Annotated in this window: 7 protein-coding genes; 4 read left to right on the top strand and 3 right to left on the bottom strand. The window is 41.0% G+C overall.

Annotation, left to right across the window (positions count from 1 at the left end):
* Positions 1 to 284: 284 nt before the first annotated feature.
* The 4 genes from H4K34_RS01530 to H4K34_RS01545 all read left to right on the top strand — a co-directional run bounded on the left by H4K34_RS01530 (position 285) and on the right by H4K34_RS01545 (position 2,705).
* Entirely contained in the window at positions 285 to 647 is a 363-nt protein-coding gene (locus H4K34_RS01530) for a hypothetical protein (RefSeq protein ID WP_210759075.1), read from the top strand.
* A 201-nt stretch (positions 648 to 848) separates the two neighbouring features.
* The gene (locus H4K34_RS01535) at positions 849 to 1,286 is read left to right on the top strand and encodes a hypothetical protein (protein ID WP_210759076.1); all 438 of its coding nucleotides are present in this window, start codon (positions 849 to 851) and stop codon (positions 1,284 to 1,286) included.
* Complete coding sequence (locus H4K34_RS01540; RefSeq protein ID WP_210759077.1) at positions 1,276 to 2,052, top strand: sensor histidine kinase; 777 nt, start codon at positions 1,276 to 1,278, stop codon at positions 2,050 to 2,052. The genes H4K34_RS01535 and H4K34_RS01540 overlap by 11 nt, the downstream gene beginning before the upstream one ends.
* Entirely contained in the window at positions 2,049 to 2,705 is a 657-nt protein-coding gene (locus H4K34_RS01545) for a response regulator transcription factor (protein ID WP_210759078.1), read from the top strand. The genes H4K34_RS01540 and H4K34_RS01545 overlap by 4 nt, the downstream gene beginning before the upstream one ends.
* Here H4K34_RS01545 and H4K34_RS01550 read toward each other — a convergent pair.
* The 3 genes from H4K34_RS01550 to H4K34_RS01560 are packed head-to-tail and all read right to left on the bottom strand — an operon-like array spanning position 2,698 to position 14,735.
* Positions 2,698 to 3,261: a hypothetical protein gene (locus tag H4K34_RS01550; RefSeq protein ID WP_210759079.1), complete on the bottom strand. Its 564-nt coding sequence runs from the start codon at positions 3,259 to 3,261 to the stop codon at positions 2,698 to 2,700. The genes H4K34_RS01545 and H4K34_RS01550 overlap by 8 nt on opposite strands.
* Positions 3,262 to 3,285: 24 nt before the next feature.
* Positions 3,286 to 5,247 carry a hypothetical protein gene (locus tag H4K34_RS01555; RefSeq protein WP_210759080.1) on the bottom strand — a complete coding sequence of 654 codons (1,962 nt, stop codon included), beginning with the start codon at positions 5,245 to 5,247 and terminating at the stop codon, positions 3,286 to 3,288.
* Between the two features lie 50 nt (positions 5,248 to 5,297).
* Positions 5,298 to 14,735, bottom strand: a complete 9,438-nt coding sequence (locus H4K34_RS01560; RefSeq protein WP_210759081.1) for a Tc toxin subunit A-related protein — start codon at positions 14,733 to 14,735, stop codon at positions 5,298 to 5,300.
* Positions 14,736 to 14,751 lie beyond the last annotated feature (16 nt).

Here is a 14,751-nt window from a genome sequence, read left to right on the forward strand (position 1 = left end):
TTCCGAGACCCTAAACCTAAAGCCCTAGCTCAATCACATTAATTACATATTGGGTTTAGCCCTCTTTTCCTTAAAAAGATCTTCGGCCTGTCCATTAAAGTTCCTAAAGCTGAAATACCGGAGCTTGAACTCAAGTATCGGGTAAATTAATGGCTTCTAATTAATAAGGAAATAAATGCTGTTTAAGCCAGAGATATTGACTTTCGGGAGAAGTGATTTTCTCCCGAATTCCTTACTTTTAGGAAATAAACCTGTTTAAGAAACGCCATAATCCCCCATGTTTCATGACAAAAGAAAATACCAAACTACCAGAAGGAGTAATCACTGAAGAGGAAGCTGTAAATAGAACAACAGCCTGGAGAGAAGGATTTTTAGGTCAAACCTTGAATATTAGAGCTTTTAATATTCCGAAAAGTGATTTAGTAGGACTATTAAGTGAGGATGGAGTTGCATCTGTAAGAGCTTATTTAGGCTACAATGCCAACAATCCCAATAATAAGTTCAATTTACTTTTAGTGGGAGTTGATTCAAATGGAGATGATATGATCAATTATGATAACGGTAATTATATCTATGATTTTACCACTCCATGCCCAGCAATGTGCGATCAATACAGTCCCTTAAACAACGACACCTCTCCAGACTAGTGATCGGTAAATCAAGTGCTTACCTATAAGATAATCTCATACGTAGGGCTATTTCTCCTACTATGTTTAACCGTTTATTACGTCCGCTTATTTAACAAGTTGCCATCTGCATTAAGGGTTATTGCCTTTTTCCTGATCGTCTTATCTATCAATGATTTGATAAGCAAGACATTATGGGAGTTAGGAAAGAATAACCTCTTTATGTTGAACATATTTGTGTATTTCGAGTGGATGGCCTGCTCCTTATTCTATTATTTCTGTTGCCCTAAAAAATACCACCGACCTTTGCTTATAGCATCTTTGCTTGTATTGTTCATTTTAGGCCTGGGAAGCTTTTACTTTCATTCCTTTTACGAATACAATGTAATTGGTCTCTTTGCCCTTAAACTATTCATACTTAGCCTTAGTATCAGGGAATTATACCGATATCATTTATATTCTGATGGCAATTACCTTTACATTAATCTGGCCTTTTTATTTACTACCACCATTAACCTGGTACTTTTCTCTTTTGGGAATATTCTTTCCACACTAGAAGCGGATACGCAAAAATTACTATGGATAATTAATGGACTTATTTTTATCGGAAGCCTACTCCTGATGGCCAAAGAAGCTCAAAAAGCCACTTATGGAGGATAAAGAGATCATAAATATCATTTTGATGCTCCTATCGGGCATGTTATTCCTGGTGGTCATTCTTCTCATTATCATGAAGCAATCCCAAATGAAAGTTAATGAGGAGAAATTTCAACGTCAAGAACTGATAATCAAGCACAAAAGTGAATTGCTATCCTATTCCCTTAAAGGACAAGAAAAAGAAAGAAGCAGGTTATCGGTAGAATTGCATGATGGTATAGTTTCTAAATTGAACATTATCAATCTAAAAATGGGATCACTGGAGATGGAATTAGGAAAGGAATCCGGAATTTCATTTCATCCGATTCATGAGCTATTAAAAACCACCATAGAAGATACCCGAAGGATGTCGCATGAATTAATGCCCGTGGTGCTTGAAAATTTTGGGGTGATAACTGCTTTGGAAGAAATGAAGGAAATGGGCTCTAGCCCAACTCTATCTATTTCCCTAAAAACCAATTTGAGCGATGCGGATATTGATGATGAAGACTCAATTCACCTCTACAGAATTACTCAGGAACTTGTCAATAATTCTATTAAACATGCTCAATGCTCTGCTATTGATATCCATCTTTGGGGAGATAAAGTGCAAATCCAATTGGAGCTGAAGGACAATGGCTTGGGGGCAGTCGCAAAGTTGAATGAGAAGTCGGGATTGGGTTTGCGAAATATTCAGAGCCGACTGTTATTTTTAAATGCAAGCATGGAGATGCAGGATCAAAATCCAGGTCTTGGCTTTAAAATTTCTTTTCCAAAAAAAGAAAGATGATCAAAATTGGAATCATAGACGACGAGGTTTTGTTCTCCAATGGATTAAAAGAAATCCTTGAGCGGGAGAAAAATTTTGAGGTGTTTCAAGTTTATAAACACCCGGATGAATTGCTGCAGCAGTGGCAACAAAGTCCCTTGCGACCAGACGTCTTGCTAATGGATATTAAAATGCCCAAAATCAATGGCATTGAATTAACCAAAATGCTGGCTGAAAAATCTCCGGATGTTAAAATAATTGGCCTCAGCTCACACTATTCTAAAGTCCTAATCTTTAAGATGCTCAAATTAGGTGCGGCGGCTTACATCCCTAAAAATGTTAGCATCGATCGATTGGTAAGAACCATCAATAATGTTTACGAGCAAGGCTTTTATTTTGAAGACATTGCGCTTAAATCTTTTTACAATAAGACCCTGAGGCAGAAGGATGAAAAAGAGCTATTCAATCATGGCTTAACCAATCGTGAGATGGATATCCTGATGTTAATTTGTGAGCAATTGACCAATCAAGAGATAGCTGATAAGCTCTTCATTTCACTTAAAACCGTTGAAAACCATCGAACCAATTTATTCGCGAAAATTAATGCCAAGAATGTGGTTGGAGCCGTTCTCTTTGCCTTAGAGCATAAATTAATCGACCATTCAATTATCTAGGCATCTTTTCGCCCCATCGGTTATAACCAGGCTGTGTTAAGTGTGCTCCTGGACAAGACTCTGTTGGAATCTTAATTTTCTTACTGATGCTACAACCACAGAGCTTGCAAGTACAGTCGGCCGCTCTTTTCCCAATTTTATCTACTGCCTGCGAAACCACTAGTTTTTGCAAACTCTTATTAGGTTTCACAAGGTGTTCACAGGATAGGCAGGCATTTTCCCTTCTTTCGAGGGTTTCATCGTCTACCACCGAAAAACCGGCCTTTCCCCATTTAAACATGGCCTTTACTGCCTTAAGTGCCAGATCGCCATTGCTATGCGTATTTTCCTCGATAGATTCACTAAACGATTCATTTAAAGGATCATTTAGAAGCACTTGAAGGAAGTCTACTGAATTTCTGCAAGTAATGAGGTTGTTTGCATATTCATCATCCTTAATAGCCCTACGCATGGCATTTTCTGGAACTGGTTCATTCATTCCCAGAAAGGCACCCATACGGGTGCACATTTCTGGAAAAGAATTACTGGATGTAATGGTCGTCAATTCAGCTATCATTACTAATTCTTTTAAGGGTTATTACTAGGCTGTTTTAAATTCAGCTGAGTTCTTGCCAATAATCAGCGGCTGTTTATCAACAGACAATACATTATTTACAATGACAGTATAATCCGTTTCCGGATTTAATTTTGCCTGTAAATGAATGATATTCGGATTATCAGGATCCATGCGGGCAGAGCTGATCGCAGCACTTGGCTCTAACATATAGTTTCCGGGGGCTTGAGCTGATTCCACATCAAGATCCAGATTGAAGGCAATGCTTATCACTGAGTCTTCTCCACCCAGAAGCTTTTGCGCCTTAGCACCTTTTACCTCTAATGCTGGATCTGGAGGACCACCTGCACAATGTGGTAATGGCGTACCATTTATTGAGGCTTTAAAGCTATCGAGCCTGCAATCTAAACTTGCTCCATGCTTAGGCTTTCTATTCTCTTTGATATAGCCAAATACCTTTTCCAATTGTGGTAGGGCTAGATTGTAGTTTTTCACCGCATCAGGGGCAAAGAAATACAGGGTTAAGAAAACCGGGAAGGTGTTGTAATCAGCTTGCGCTACCGGGTCAGTCCCTTTCTCATCAGTCCCTATTCCCAGCAACTGATTTACAATATCGGCAAGGCTAAGCGCAATGAGTTGGAAATTCACTCCCTTAACAGAGGTCCACCCAGCAGTTACAATGACAACTTTGGTATCATATTCTTGAAATGCATATACATTGGGGAACATGTTATTAGCATCGTAGAAGAATGAAATGCCAGGATAAAAAGCCGAAAACAGCTTAAAGAGGTATTTCACATAGGGCTCCGAAACATTCTCGCTTGCAGGATAGATGGGACCGGTTTCCATCAACTCTGTCGCCTGTTCATTGGTAATGAAAGAATAAGCATGACTGGGTATTGCAGTTACCTTATTTACATTACCAGCAATGAAGTTCTTCACATTTTGGATGACTGCACCTTCTTTAGCGAAAGCACTAAAAGGGGTATGGCTTAGATGGTCATGCAAGGCCTCATACTCCTTACTCCCAAAAATTGGCGCATCAGCATGGTCATCTTTTACCCCAATGCCACTAGCTAAGCTAAGTTGAAGAGAGTAGTCTCCTGCAACAATGCCATTGGCTAGGATAAGATGTTCTGCGACTGATTTAGCAGGTTTGTTTGAGGTAGCAATATGATGCACTCCCTTTTCAAATTGACCCACTTGCAAGGAAACGATAGGAACTGCAGTACCATCTTCTCTTAACAATTCATCCTTTCCTGGTACCAGTTTATGCGCTTGCTTCAGGCTACCATCTTTCAATAAGAAAGGCTGAATACCGGTTACTAAAAGGTAATTGGAATCTGAGGATAGCAGATCATAGATTTGCTGAGCAACATATTCCGTACAGTTTAACAGATGGGTGAATGCCGCCACATTTGCATTTCTCACCAATTCTAAGTTTACATAACCTTCTTGGTCGATGTAGTTATTAGGGGCGGTGGATAGGATCTCGAAATAGGTCTTCGATTTACTTTTACCTGTGTACCGAGATTCAAATGAATTCTCATCTAACTTAACTCCTCTTTTTTGAAAGCCATAGTGCAAGAGAATTAATCGGTTTGTACCATGGGCCCCTGTACCAGAGCTGAACTTAACCGGTTTTTGAACCCAGTTTTTTAAACTTGCATCGGTGGCTACCCAAACCGGATCATTAACCTCAAAATCTTGAACAACTTTATAAGTGTCCTTGCCGGTTGAGATGGGAGTGTCGTAGGCAAAACAGCTACAGCAACAATAACAACCCGGCTGAGCAATAGGGATCAAAGAACCAACACCATTGGGGCAAACCCCTCCCACTTTAATGTGTTCAAATTGACCAGTACAATTACAGAATTGATGACCGTAATTTACGGTTTCATCACAATGTACTTCGGTACAGTAATTCCAAGGATCGCCTGATTCATGCGCTTTTTCCAGCGCTTTGTCACATTCTGGATAACTAGACATAGTAAACGTATTTAAGTTAAAATTTGATTACACAATTGGGTACCCGCACACTACAGCGCACTGGTATAAGAAATGAAGAGGGTGATGTTCAATAGCTTATCAGCATCCAACTTTCCATCGCTGCATAATTCAGGAAGTTCAGTATTCGTAAAAATGAACTTCCAGTCTACACCATGCCAGTCGGTGATTTTCTGCAAATCACTGGCTAGTATAGTTCCCCTATTGTTTGCTATTTGAACAGGCACGGCCGCTGCCGAACCTACTTGAAGGGATACACCACTGGTATTACTCTGGATACTAGAACCACTTGCTGTGTCGAACTGAATTACGATTTGATTCAGCTCCACATTACTCAGATTGGGCAGTACCAGATTATCCGAAATAGGAATGCTTAAAAACTGTTGATTACTACCATCAGGTGCACTCTGGAATAGCTGATACCAGGTGGAGGCAAAAGCTTGATTTATTGCAATGCTATTGATCCGGATGTTTTGATATTGAGGCTTTTGCTGGGTATATAATCCTAAGACCTCATTTGCAAAAGCACTACCTCCATCCTTAGCGGTATATTTTACACTTAGAATAATATCAGAGATGCTCGAAAAATCGATTTGATTATTCGCTGGAGGCATGCTTAAGGTCCAGGTAGAAACAGCACCGGTTTCTTCGAATGGCAAATATCTGGGATCATCCATATTTACTGTGAACAAGCCGGAATCACCACTACCCTTCGATAAAACCACTTGTTGACTGGAGGCCCAATTTTGCCTTAGTTCTGATGCACTCGGCTCTTGTGGTGCTGTTCCAGACTTTTGAGCTGCCGTAGCATAAATGGCATAATTTACCGTGTCCTTATTGGCTTGTAAAACCACCATATTGCTATTTTGAACCAAGCTTGCATGGATGTTTTGGTAAGGCCCAACAATCGCTGGAATACTTACAGAAACAGACTTAATTCTTCGGCAGTAATGACCGGGAAAGTCGCGGTCAAACAACTCTTCTGTTAATGAGAATTTGAGGCTTCCAGCATTAGCGCCGGATTTAAAAGCATAGAAGGCTTCAGGGTTAATGGACTTGAGGGAAATTGTTTTCTCAATTTCCATTCGGCGCTCGTGGTTTAGCGTGTAGGCATTTTCTAATTGGGCAAGGGCCAGGTTTAAACCATCGGCAGCCAGTAAACCTTTGTGAAGTGAATCCCAATATCCAAAAGCAACAAAGGAATCTTCGCGGTCTAATTCATAGTTGTAAGCCATCTGAGCCATTAAGGCGCTGCCTAAGGCCAGATTATAAGCCTGGAAGTAAACCGAGGATACCTGTCCAATCATCCATTGATAGAGCTCCTGATTGGTAAACTTGCTCTTGTAAAAATCAAGTTGATCCTGATTCTGTTCAATTTGCTTTTTCTGAATGGCTATTTCTTGCTCTGAGGAAGAAATATTGGCCTGCATGCTTTCAATTTGATCCTGAATTTGAGCTACGGAGAATTGAGCATTTTGCTTTTGTAGGCCCCATTCTTCTGCTCTGCGTTGAAATTGAGCAATGGTTTGCGATGAACCACTTTCCTGCGTTAAAATTTGAGCAGTAGTGGCAAGCATCTGAGAGCCCATATTTACGGCATCACCGAATTTCATACCGCCATCGGAGAAGCCAAAAATGCAGGGGGCTAGATAGGCTGCCACCGAAACACCTTGAATACCGGCCATTACAGCCTGAATGTCTATGCTGGCCTGCATATAGGCCAAGGAGGTGTTTTCAGCAGCATTATAACCGCTACTAATTAAACTAGCGTAAAATTCTTGTTGGTTTTGAGCACTCTGTAAACTCTCATTCAAACCATCCAATTGACTTTGTAAACCTTCGAGCTGCTTGCTTTTTACACTCAAGGTCATATTGAGAATTTGACTCGACTGATTCAAGTGCAACATTGCCAGGGCTTCATTATCCGATTTCTCTAGAATTCCCAAGAGAGTAGTCCCAAATCCACTTACGATTTGAACAAAAGACTTGGCTTGTTGAATCAAGTAAGTGAAGCGATAGTTAGAGATGTTTTGCTGCTGCTGACTGGCAATACTTAATACATTGCCCCCCTGAGATGCTGCGCGCACCAAATCCATTGGGTTAATCGGTGCTTGGAATAAAGGCAGCGGCTGGGCTTCTCCGTCGATATTCAAACAATGCCTGATTTTGTACATGCGATCCTCTACCCGATCCCAATAGGCATTTAGCTGATCATTCTCAGGAATGCAGAAGTAATAGCCTAAATCATTAAAGGGTTTGTTGGCATTAGCGCTAACATGACTAAGGGAAGAAGTACCAGTCATGGCAGAAAGGTGCTCCATGTCAATCAAGAACTGTGGTATTTTACCATCCTTATACCTTGCTGCAATGTCTTGAAAGGTAACAGGAATGGATGCTTCACAAGCCCCAAGATCCAAGGGTTTAGGACCTAAAAGATCTAAGGCATAGGTGTAGAGCATTCTCGCAGTGGTAATCGACTCCCAAGAATATTGTCTGAACTCCGAATCGCCCCAATCCAGCAAATTGTCGATATAGTGCATGACAATCGTTTTTTCATAGGCACCGATCCTTAATCGAGCAATAGCATCCGGCACAAATGGATCATCGTTGTATTCGGTTATTTGCGCACAATTAGTAAGGTTTTCAACTAAAGTTTGCAGCTTATAGTTTCTGAAAGGATTAAATCGCCAGGCTTTAACCCAGGGCTTACTGAGATAATAGTTTTCAAGCAGATTATATATTTCCTGGCCCTGGTCGAAAGAAATGCTTAGCAAGCTTGAAATTGCAAATGGACTGCTGGTGGTAATTAAAGAGCTTACATTCCCCTTAGCGTCGATATAGTTATTAGGGGCTTGGGTAAGAATACCATAGAAAGTACCAAGATCCTCTGTACTTAGATCCTTCGGCCCTTTTGCTATAAACTCATTCTTAGTTAGATACTTGGTTTGCTGTGTAGGGTTAAAGATGAATTGATACCAATCTTCAGCAGAGGAAAACTGTTGATTCGTATTCAACATAGAAGCGACCAAGAATGGAGCATGGAAAAATAGCTCCCAGTAATAAAGGCCATAAGGTCCGCTAAATTCTACCTGCTGGTTATCGTAGTACTTAGGATCCTTTAACACCGGTCCAGACAAAGGAGCTTGCAATTGGGCGGTGGTTGGGGATAAAGCATCAAAGGGCTTAGTAACATTTACCGGGGCTTGTTGCATGCTTAAATCCAAAGCAGAATTTACGCCCCCAAAACTCATCGCCTGACTGATAGGATATATAGCTCCGGTAGATAAGCGCTGAACATCAAACTGAAGAGAGTAGATATTATCATGCTCGTAGATGGTTACCGTATTTAGATCATCTGCAATAATTTCCGGATAGGCATAGGCTAAAGCAACCGGGCTATAGGACTTTAATACGCTAATGACTTTCGCAACGGCAAGACTATCTCCCTGTAAATTCAACAACTTCGCAATGGAGAAGGTCGTAATGTTTGCTACCAGTTTATTGTTAATGGAACCATCAGGAAGAATAAAATCATTCGGCGAAGTAGAGAGAATACCATAGTAAGTACTGGATTCTGAGCTAGAAATCTCCGAGCATTCGAAGGACTGTTCGGTTAACAAGAAGGAAGCTCGTTTTAGAAGATTGTATATTCTTATGGTTGCGGCATCCGAATCACCCAGGCCTAAAAGACTGGCAAGTGTTGAAATTGTTAAGCCATCAACAAGATCATAATTCGTAGTGCCATCGCCATTGATATAATTGTTAGGACTCTTCTGCAATAGCGAATAATACCCATTTGCCTTATCGAGGGTGATATCGCTTGAAACAAAAGATTCCGGACTTAAGACAAATCCACCAATCGATAGCTGATCACTGATCTTCTCAAAATCTTTTATCGCAATCTTCTGCTTTCCATTTTCAGCCGCCTTCAGGACAGTTATTACATTGTCTGCTTCATCATTCGAAATATTCAGCAGTCGGGCCATCGAAAACTTAGTGGCACTATCTACTAATGAGGCATTTACAGTACCATTAGGATTGATGTAGTTATTTGGGCTGGTAGACAGAATGCTGTAGAAAGCTTCCGACTGTGATTTGGTGATACTGGCCGATACAAATGCGTCGGTTTGTAAAACTGGTAAGATGTTCTCGATAACATGGTTGGTTGCCGTTAGCAAGAAGGACTCTATACCATCATTAAAAATGAAGGTATTAGGCTGATTCTTGACCTGAACTACGGTAGAACTGGGAGCGATATCGGAGAACAAAATCAATGAGCCATAATACAGTTCAAAGAATCTTGTTTGGATCAGATAAGCGGTTTCATCAGAAATACTAAGGGCATTTCCAATGCTTTGCACCGTTTCTGAAAGTGCAGCCTTGGTAATTACATCATTAGCATCTAAAACAGCACTGAGATTTGCTTTTATAGCGCCAAAGAGACTGGAGGACTCGGTGCTATCTATATAAGGATCAACAATAAAGCTATCAGCCGTGACTTTTACCGGACCTTTTTCAACATTTATATAGGCTTGGCTAACACCATTACTATTATTGGTTTGAACCGTCCGGTAATCAGACGTAATGGCCAGTTTGTCTTCACCGATTTCAACTCCGAAGGTTGGACTGATTGAATTCGATAAAGTATTCTCTTCCAGCAGAACATATTCGTTTTGCCGCAGAACAATGCCATTGCTTGAGGTTTCATCAATAACATAACTACCACAAAGAGGTATGCTTCCGTTCAGATTGAAGAATTCCAATTGTTCTAAATGGAAGTAGGCATTCACCAGCATTTGTTTAAAGGCAAATACGGCGGCAGAATCAGAGTTAGAGGGAATATCAGGGGCAGTACTTAATACCTCTGTCCCCACCAGTGGCCCGAAGTAAACAATCAGCTTTTCAGCAGATGATTTTTCCACACCAATGTATTTAGCCGACTTGGTATTTATAACTGAAACGCTCTTCCAGCAAGGGGCTTCAACATCCGTAAACTGTGAATAGAAGGAACCATAAATATTCCCCTTGCTTAAAAGCACATTCACTGGAACATTAGAGACCAAAGTTTGAGGCTGGATCCATTTCCCATTAAAATTGTAATAGGAGTATTTGATGCTGGCATTGGTAATTATGCGGGTATCACTTTTCACATCGGTAGATGAGCCCGTTTCTCCGCTTAAGCCATTGGTTTCTTTGCTGGTACTGATTTCCAGCCAGAAGACAAATAGCTTATTAAATGCATATACAGGTGTTATATGCTCAGAATCAATTTTGATGTTTATTTCCTTCCACTCAGACCAAAGAAATGAGCTGTCGCCAGAGCAGTCGCCTACTTTCTCGCGGGTCATGTAATAAAACTGGTAAGGTTGTTCTTGGGTACGGGCTATGGTGTAAAGTGTATCTACCGGTCCCCTTTCCTGATCTTCAACGATAGTTTGATAGGCATCTACGTATTTCAGTTTTGCATATTGGGCAAATCCGTCCAGGTATTTCACATAGGCCGACTCTACCAAATCTTTGCTAACCTCACCTTGCATTAAGGTACTTTCCAGGCTTTTAAATAAGGAGGTTTTTGATTGCCTTAAACTGGGTTCGATGTAATTTTCAGGATATAAGAAAATCTCGCGATTAGCTTGCCAAACACGGTAAGACATCATCCACTCCCACCATTCCTCCGGTATATCATCGCTAGTTATATCAACCTCTTTTTCAAGATTCAAGCGACAACGCTGTAAGTACATTTGCGCCGCATTTAATGCTTCTTTGATCAATGATATTTCGGAGCATCCGCTGTTCTCCGGATCAATCATCAAGAACTCGTAAAGGTTTTCGGGCGTTTTTAAATCAGACCAGGTCTTGTTAAGAGTCCAGATACTAATCCACAAAAGCGCGTCGCGTTTCTTCTCTTCTATGGCTGATTCTACCTGCTTCAATAGAGTTTGGTCATCAGACCTGGAGGATGATTGAAGGCTTAAAATCAGTTTGGATGAAGTACTTTGATAAATTGACCAGTATGCGCTTTCTGCCTTTAGCTTTGTTACGGCATTCAGCTCTGTTAGGAAATAAACATCGGTTTTAAGCCTAGTTGCCAGTCCAAAGACGGATTGAACACTGACAATGTCTTCCAAGGTCCTACAGCCCTTGGCATTTAAAGACAACTGACCAATGATATAGGTATATTGTTGTTCATTCCAATTGGTGAGCGCACAGATTTTAGAGATGAGGCTTGAAGCACTTGGAGCCGGAGTAGACCAAACCAAATCCAGGTATCCGATCAAGTCATTATCAACATCACCAAAGTCATTTACCAGGTTTTTTAATCCTGCTATGGACAATAAGGCTCCCAAGGTGTAGGTATTATCGCCTGCTAATGAGTAGGCTTTAGGGCTCATACAAACACTAGCAAACTGCTCTGCTGTTAGAACTAAAAGTCTTTGAAGCATTAAAATCTTCGAGCAGTTCAACAAGAAGGTTTGGACCTTCTGATCGTTTTGAGGACTGGAAGGAGCAATGAATATCTCCAAATACTTTAAATCCCCCTCATTCACCGCTCCAATTGCCGATGAAGCGATTGCCTCAGTGACATTAAAAAAGGCCCCTAACTGATTCGCAAACAACTCATTTTGATGAGTCATGATGCTATCTAGCTTGGAAGTAATAAACTCGCGCTGTGTAGGACTAGTGGTTGTTTGTAAATCCTGAAGTGTATCTGTTACATAAGTTTGTTGCGCCTTAGTAAGGGCCTTACCGGGCGCTGGACCAATTTTAATGGCTGACCAATTAATACTGGTCAGGAGCTTAATGATCTGCCCCTTCTCGTCCAGAATATTTTGTGATTGAAGCGCTTCAAAAATTTGTGTGGATTCATCACTACTTATAACTACCGATGAATCATTTACGGCAAAGGAACTTGGCTGTGCATATTTTCCAATAAAAATCACAGCCCAATCATCGCTGCTTAAACTCGATGAAGCTTTAATTATCAGTCCATTGGCATCAATAAATCCGCGTGCACTTAAGCCTGCAAATACTTGGGCCGATTCAATATTGGTGAGTTTACTGAAGGCAAATGAGCCAGCGCTGCATACTGCCCCTTGCAGTACTTTCCTTACGGTATCCTGAAAGGCGGAAACAGCGTTGACATTGAAACCACTATTTACATAAGGACTAATGTTGTCTATACTAATCTGGTTTATCGCAAAATTCAAGTCGTAAACGGTAAATCCGGACTTCTGAATTTTGGCAGCGATATCTAAAACATTCAGCAGGCTGTCTCGATCAAATATTGCCTTAATGAGCTTGTTTTGCGTGTTTCCGGTTAGTGCCAACAACAGGAGGTACTGATCTATGCTAATGTTTAGGTGCTGCGCAAGCATGATATGACGGTATAGCGTCGAAAGATTGGGCACCGTTAATTCTATTGTTGCTACATCACCAAAAACGGCATTCGCTACTTTCAGAATATCATCCTCACTAGCCGGAATTCCTTTAATTAAGATTTCCCCTTTACTAACTAGTTCTTTGCTTGCATCGGAAGGATTAGTCGCTTGGTATTTAACTTGATCGACAACGTATAGAAAGGCTGTATCTCCATACAAGGGGTTTACAAAGCTGGTAGCGGAGGCAGCAATGCTTGGGTGATAAGGTTCTCCCGCCTGACTGAGGTAATTCTTGGTGTTAAATAGCTGATCAAAAGGAGCCTGAGAAATTGATCCGTCTCCTACCCCAATGGTTTGAATATCGAACCACATGCAGTTCAATAGGCCTAGATCCAGTCCGTATTGCGATGCAGCTAATTGGACCTTAGCAAGCTCCACAAAATTTGCATCGTCAATGTCATCTACCTGTAGGGTCATTAAAACCCAGTTCAGCATTTTATAAGGCCAAGCCAATAATTGGGATAACCTAATGAAGCGGTTAAGGCGATCTAAGGTGTTTATATCCTGATTGGCAATGGTACTGGGGTCGCCATCTATAATGCTTAAATATTGTTTGTCTGCCAAGCTTCCATTAATGAATAGCGTATGCGGAATTACTCCTTGGTTTGAGCTGCCATTAAGGCTGCCATTCCAGGCTGATGCTTCCCAAGGCTGACCCAGCCCTTTGCTCCATTTTCCGGTAAATGATGAGCCATCTGATTCAAAGGTAAATTCGATGTCACCCTCAGTGGCCGGGGAAGCCATGGTGGCACTGCTCCACTGCCCTTTCATGACTTTCCCCTCAATTGCGGCCACAATTTTACCATCGGTGCCATAAGTCCCGGTAATTGTGCTACCCACCTGGCTTAGGGTCATATTAGGACCAAACTGAGATAATTTATAGGTGCCCGAAACGTCAAAAATTTCCTTGGCGCTAAGATTTTGGGTAAACAAACTCTTTAGCTCCGTAATATTTAGGCCGGTCTGTTGCAAAAAGGTATCCACCTCATCCAGCCCATTCAGTGATCCGCTTTTCACGGTCAGGCCATAGTTCTTGCTTAGCACTTCAGCGAGATTGGCAGGGTCTTGTGCTTTAAGATTAGCTACTTGCTCCACCGAAAGCCCTAGAATTTTGCCGGCGCTATCAATGGTGATCTTGTTATCGGTAGAGAGTACTTTTGCTACATCGTACAAACTTGAACCTTGCTGCTTAAGGGCTGCCACAATTTTTTCAAGGGGCAGGTGAAAAGGAAGATTAAAGGGGAAATAAGTGTTCGCGAGGCTTAAGAATAGATCATTATCGATCAAAGCACCTTCGCTGGCCAGAGCACTTTCTAATGTGTTAACTAATATCTCATTGACAATATTGAGATAGGGAATTATAGTATTGGTGTTTTCACAGGTCAGGTCAATTTTTTCAATATCTGGTCTACGATCAAAAAAGTGAAGGCCATCAGGAATATTGGAATTGGGCTGGGTAATACCAATGTCAATGATGCGCAATAAGTCCACCAGATAAGCCGCTGGACCTAGAATAGACTTGCATTCAGAGCAATCGCAATAATCGAGATCACCAAAAAAATCCTGGTAACTGTTTAGATCTTCAAAGGTTTGACTGACAGAATCTGGGACATTGTTTACCGTCAGATTTTTAAAGCTAGAACCAGCCAGGTTTTTAGCAGAAGCCACCAAATGCATCACCTTTGATTTAGTAGCCAGAGCATTGCTATATATGGTTTCAGCCCTTTTTGTTCCGTCTGTACCTAAAAGCTTGCTGAAATCCTCAATGAAGACTCCTCTGTTTAGATTGCAAATCTTAATGCAGGAATCGAGTCCATTATCCAATAAGATCAAGGCATCATTCTCATCTGGGCAAATGCGGATCATTCGCTGATAGGCCATGAGTTCATCTATAGTAGCCTCTTTATTAGAGTCTTTAATGATCAGTTTGGCCAGCTCCTCTTTGTTTAAAAAGTTGAAAGAGGAAATATCGAATCCCGGATTATCTTTTAGAATGCGATTTAATTTCTGAGGACTAATAGAGTTATTCATGGTCGGACCTATTTTT

Source organism: Croceimicrobium hydrocarbonivorans, from assembly GCF_014524565.1.
GTDB lineage: Bacteria > Bacteroidota > Bacteroidia > Flavobacteriales > Schleiferiaceae > Croceimicrobium > Croceimicrobium hydrocarbonivorans.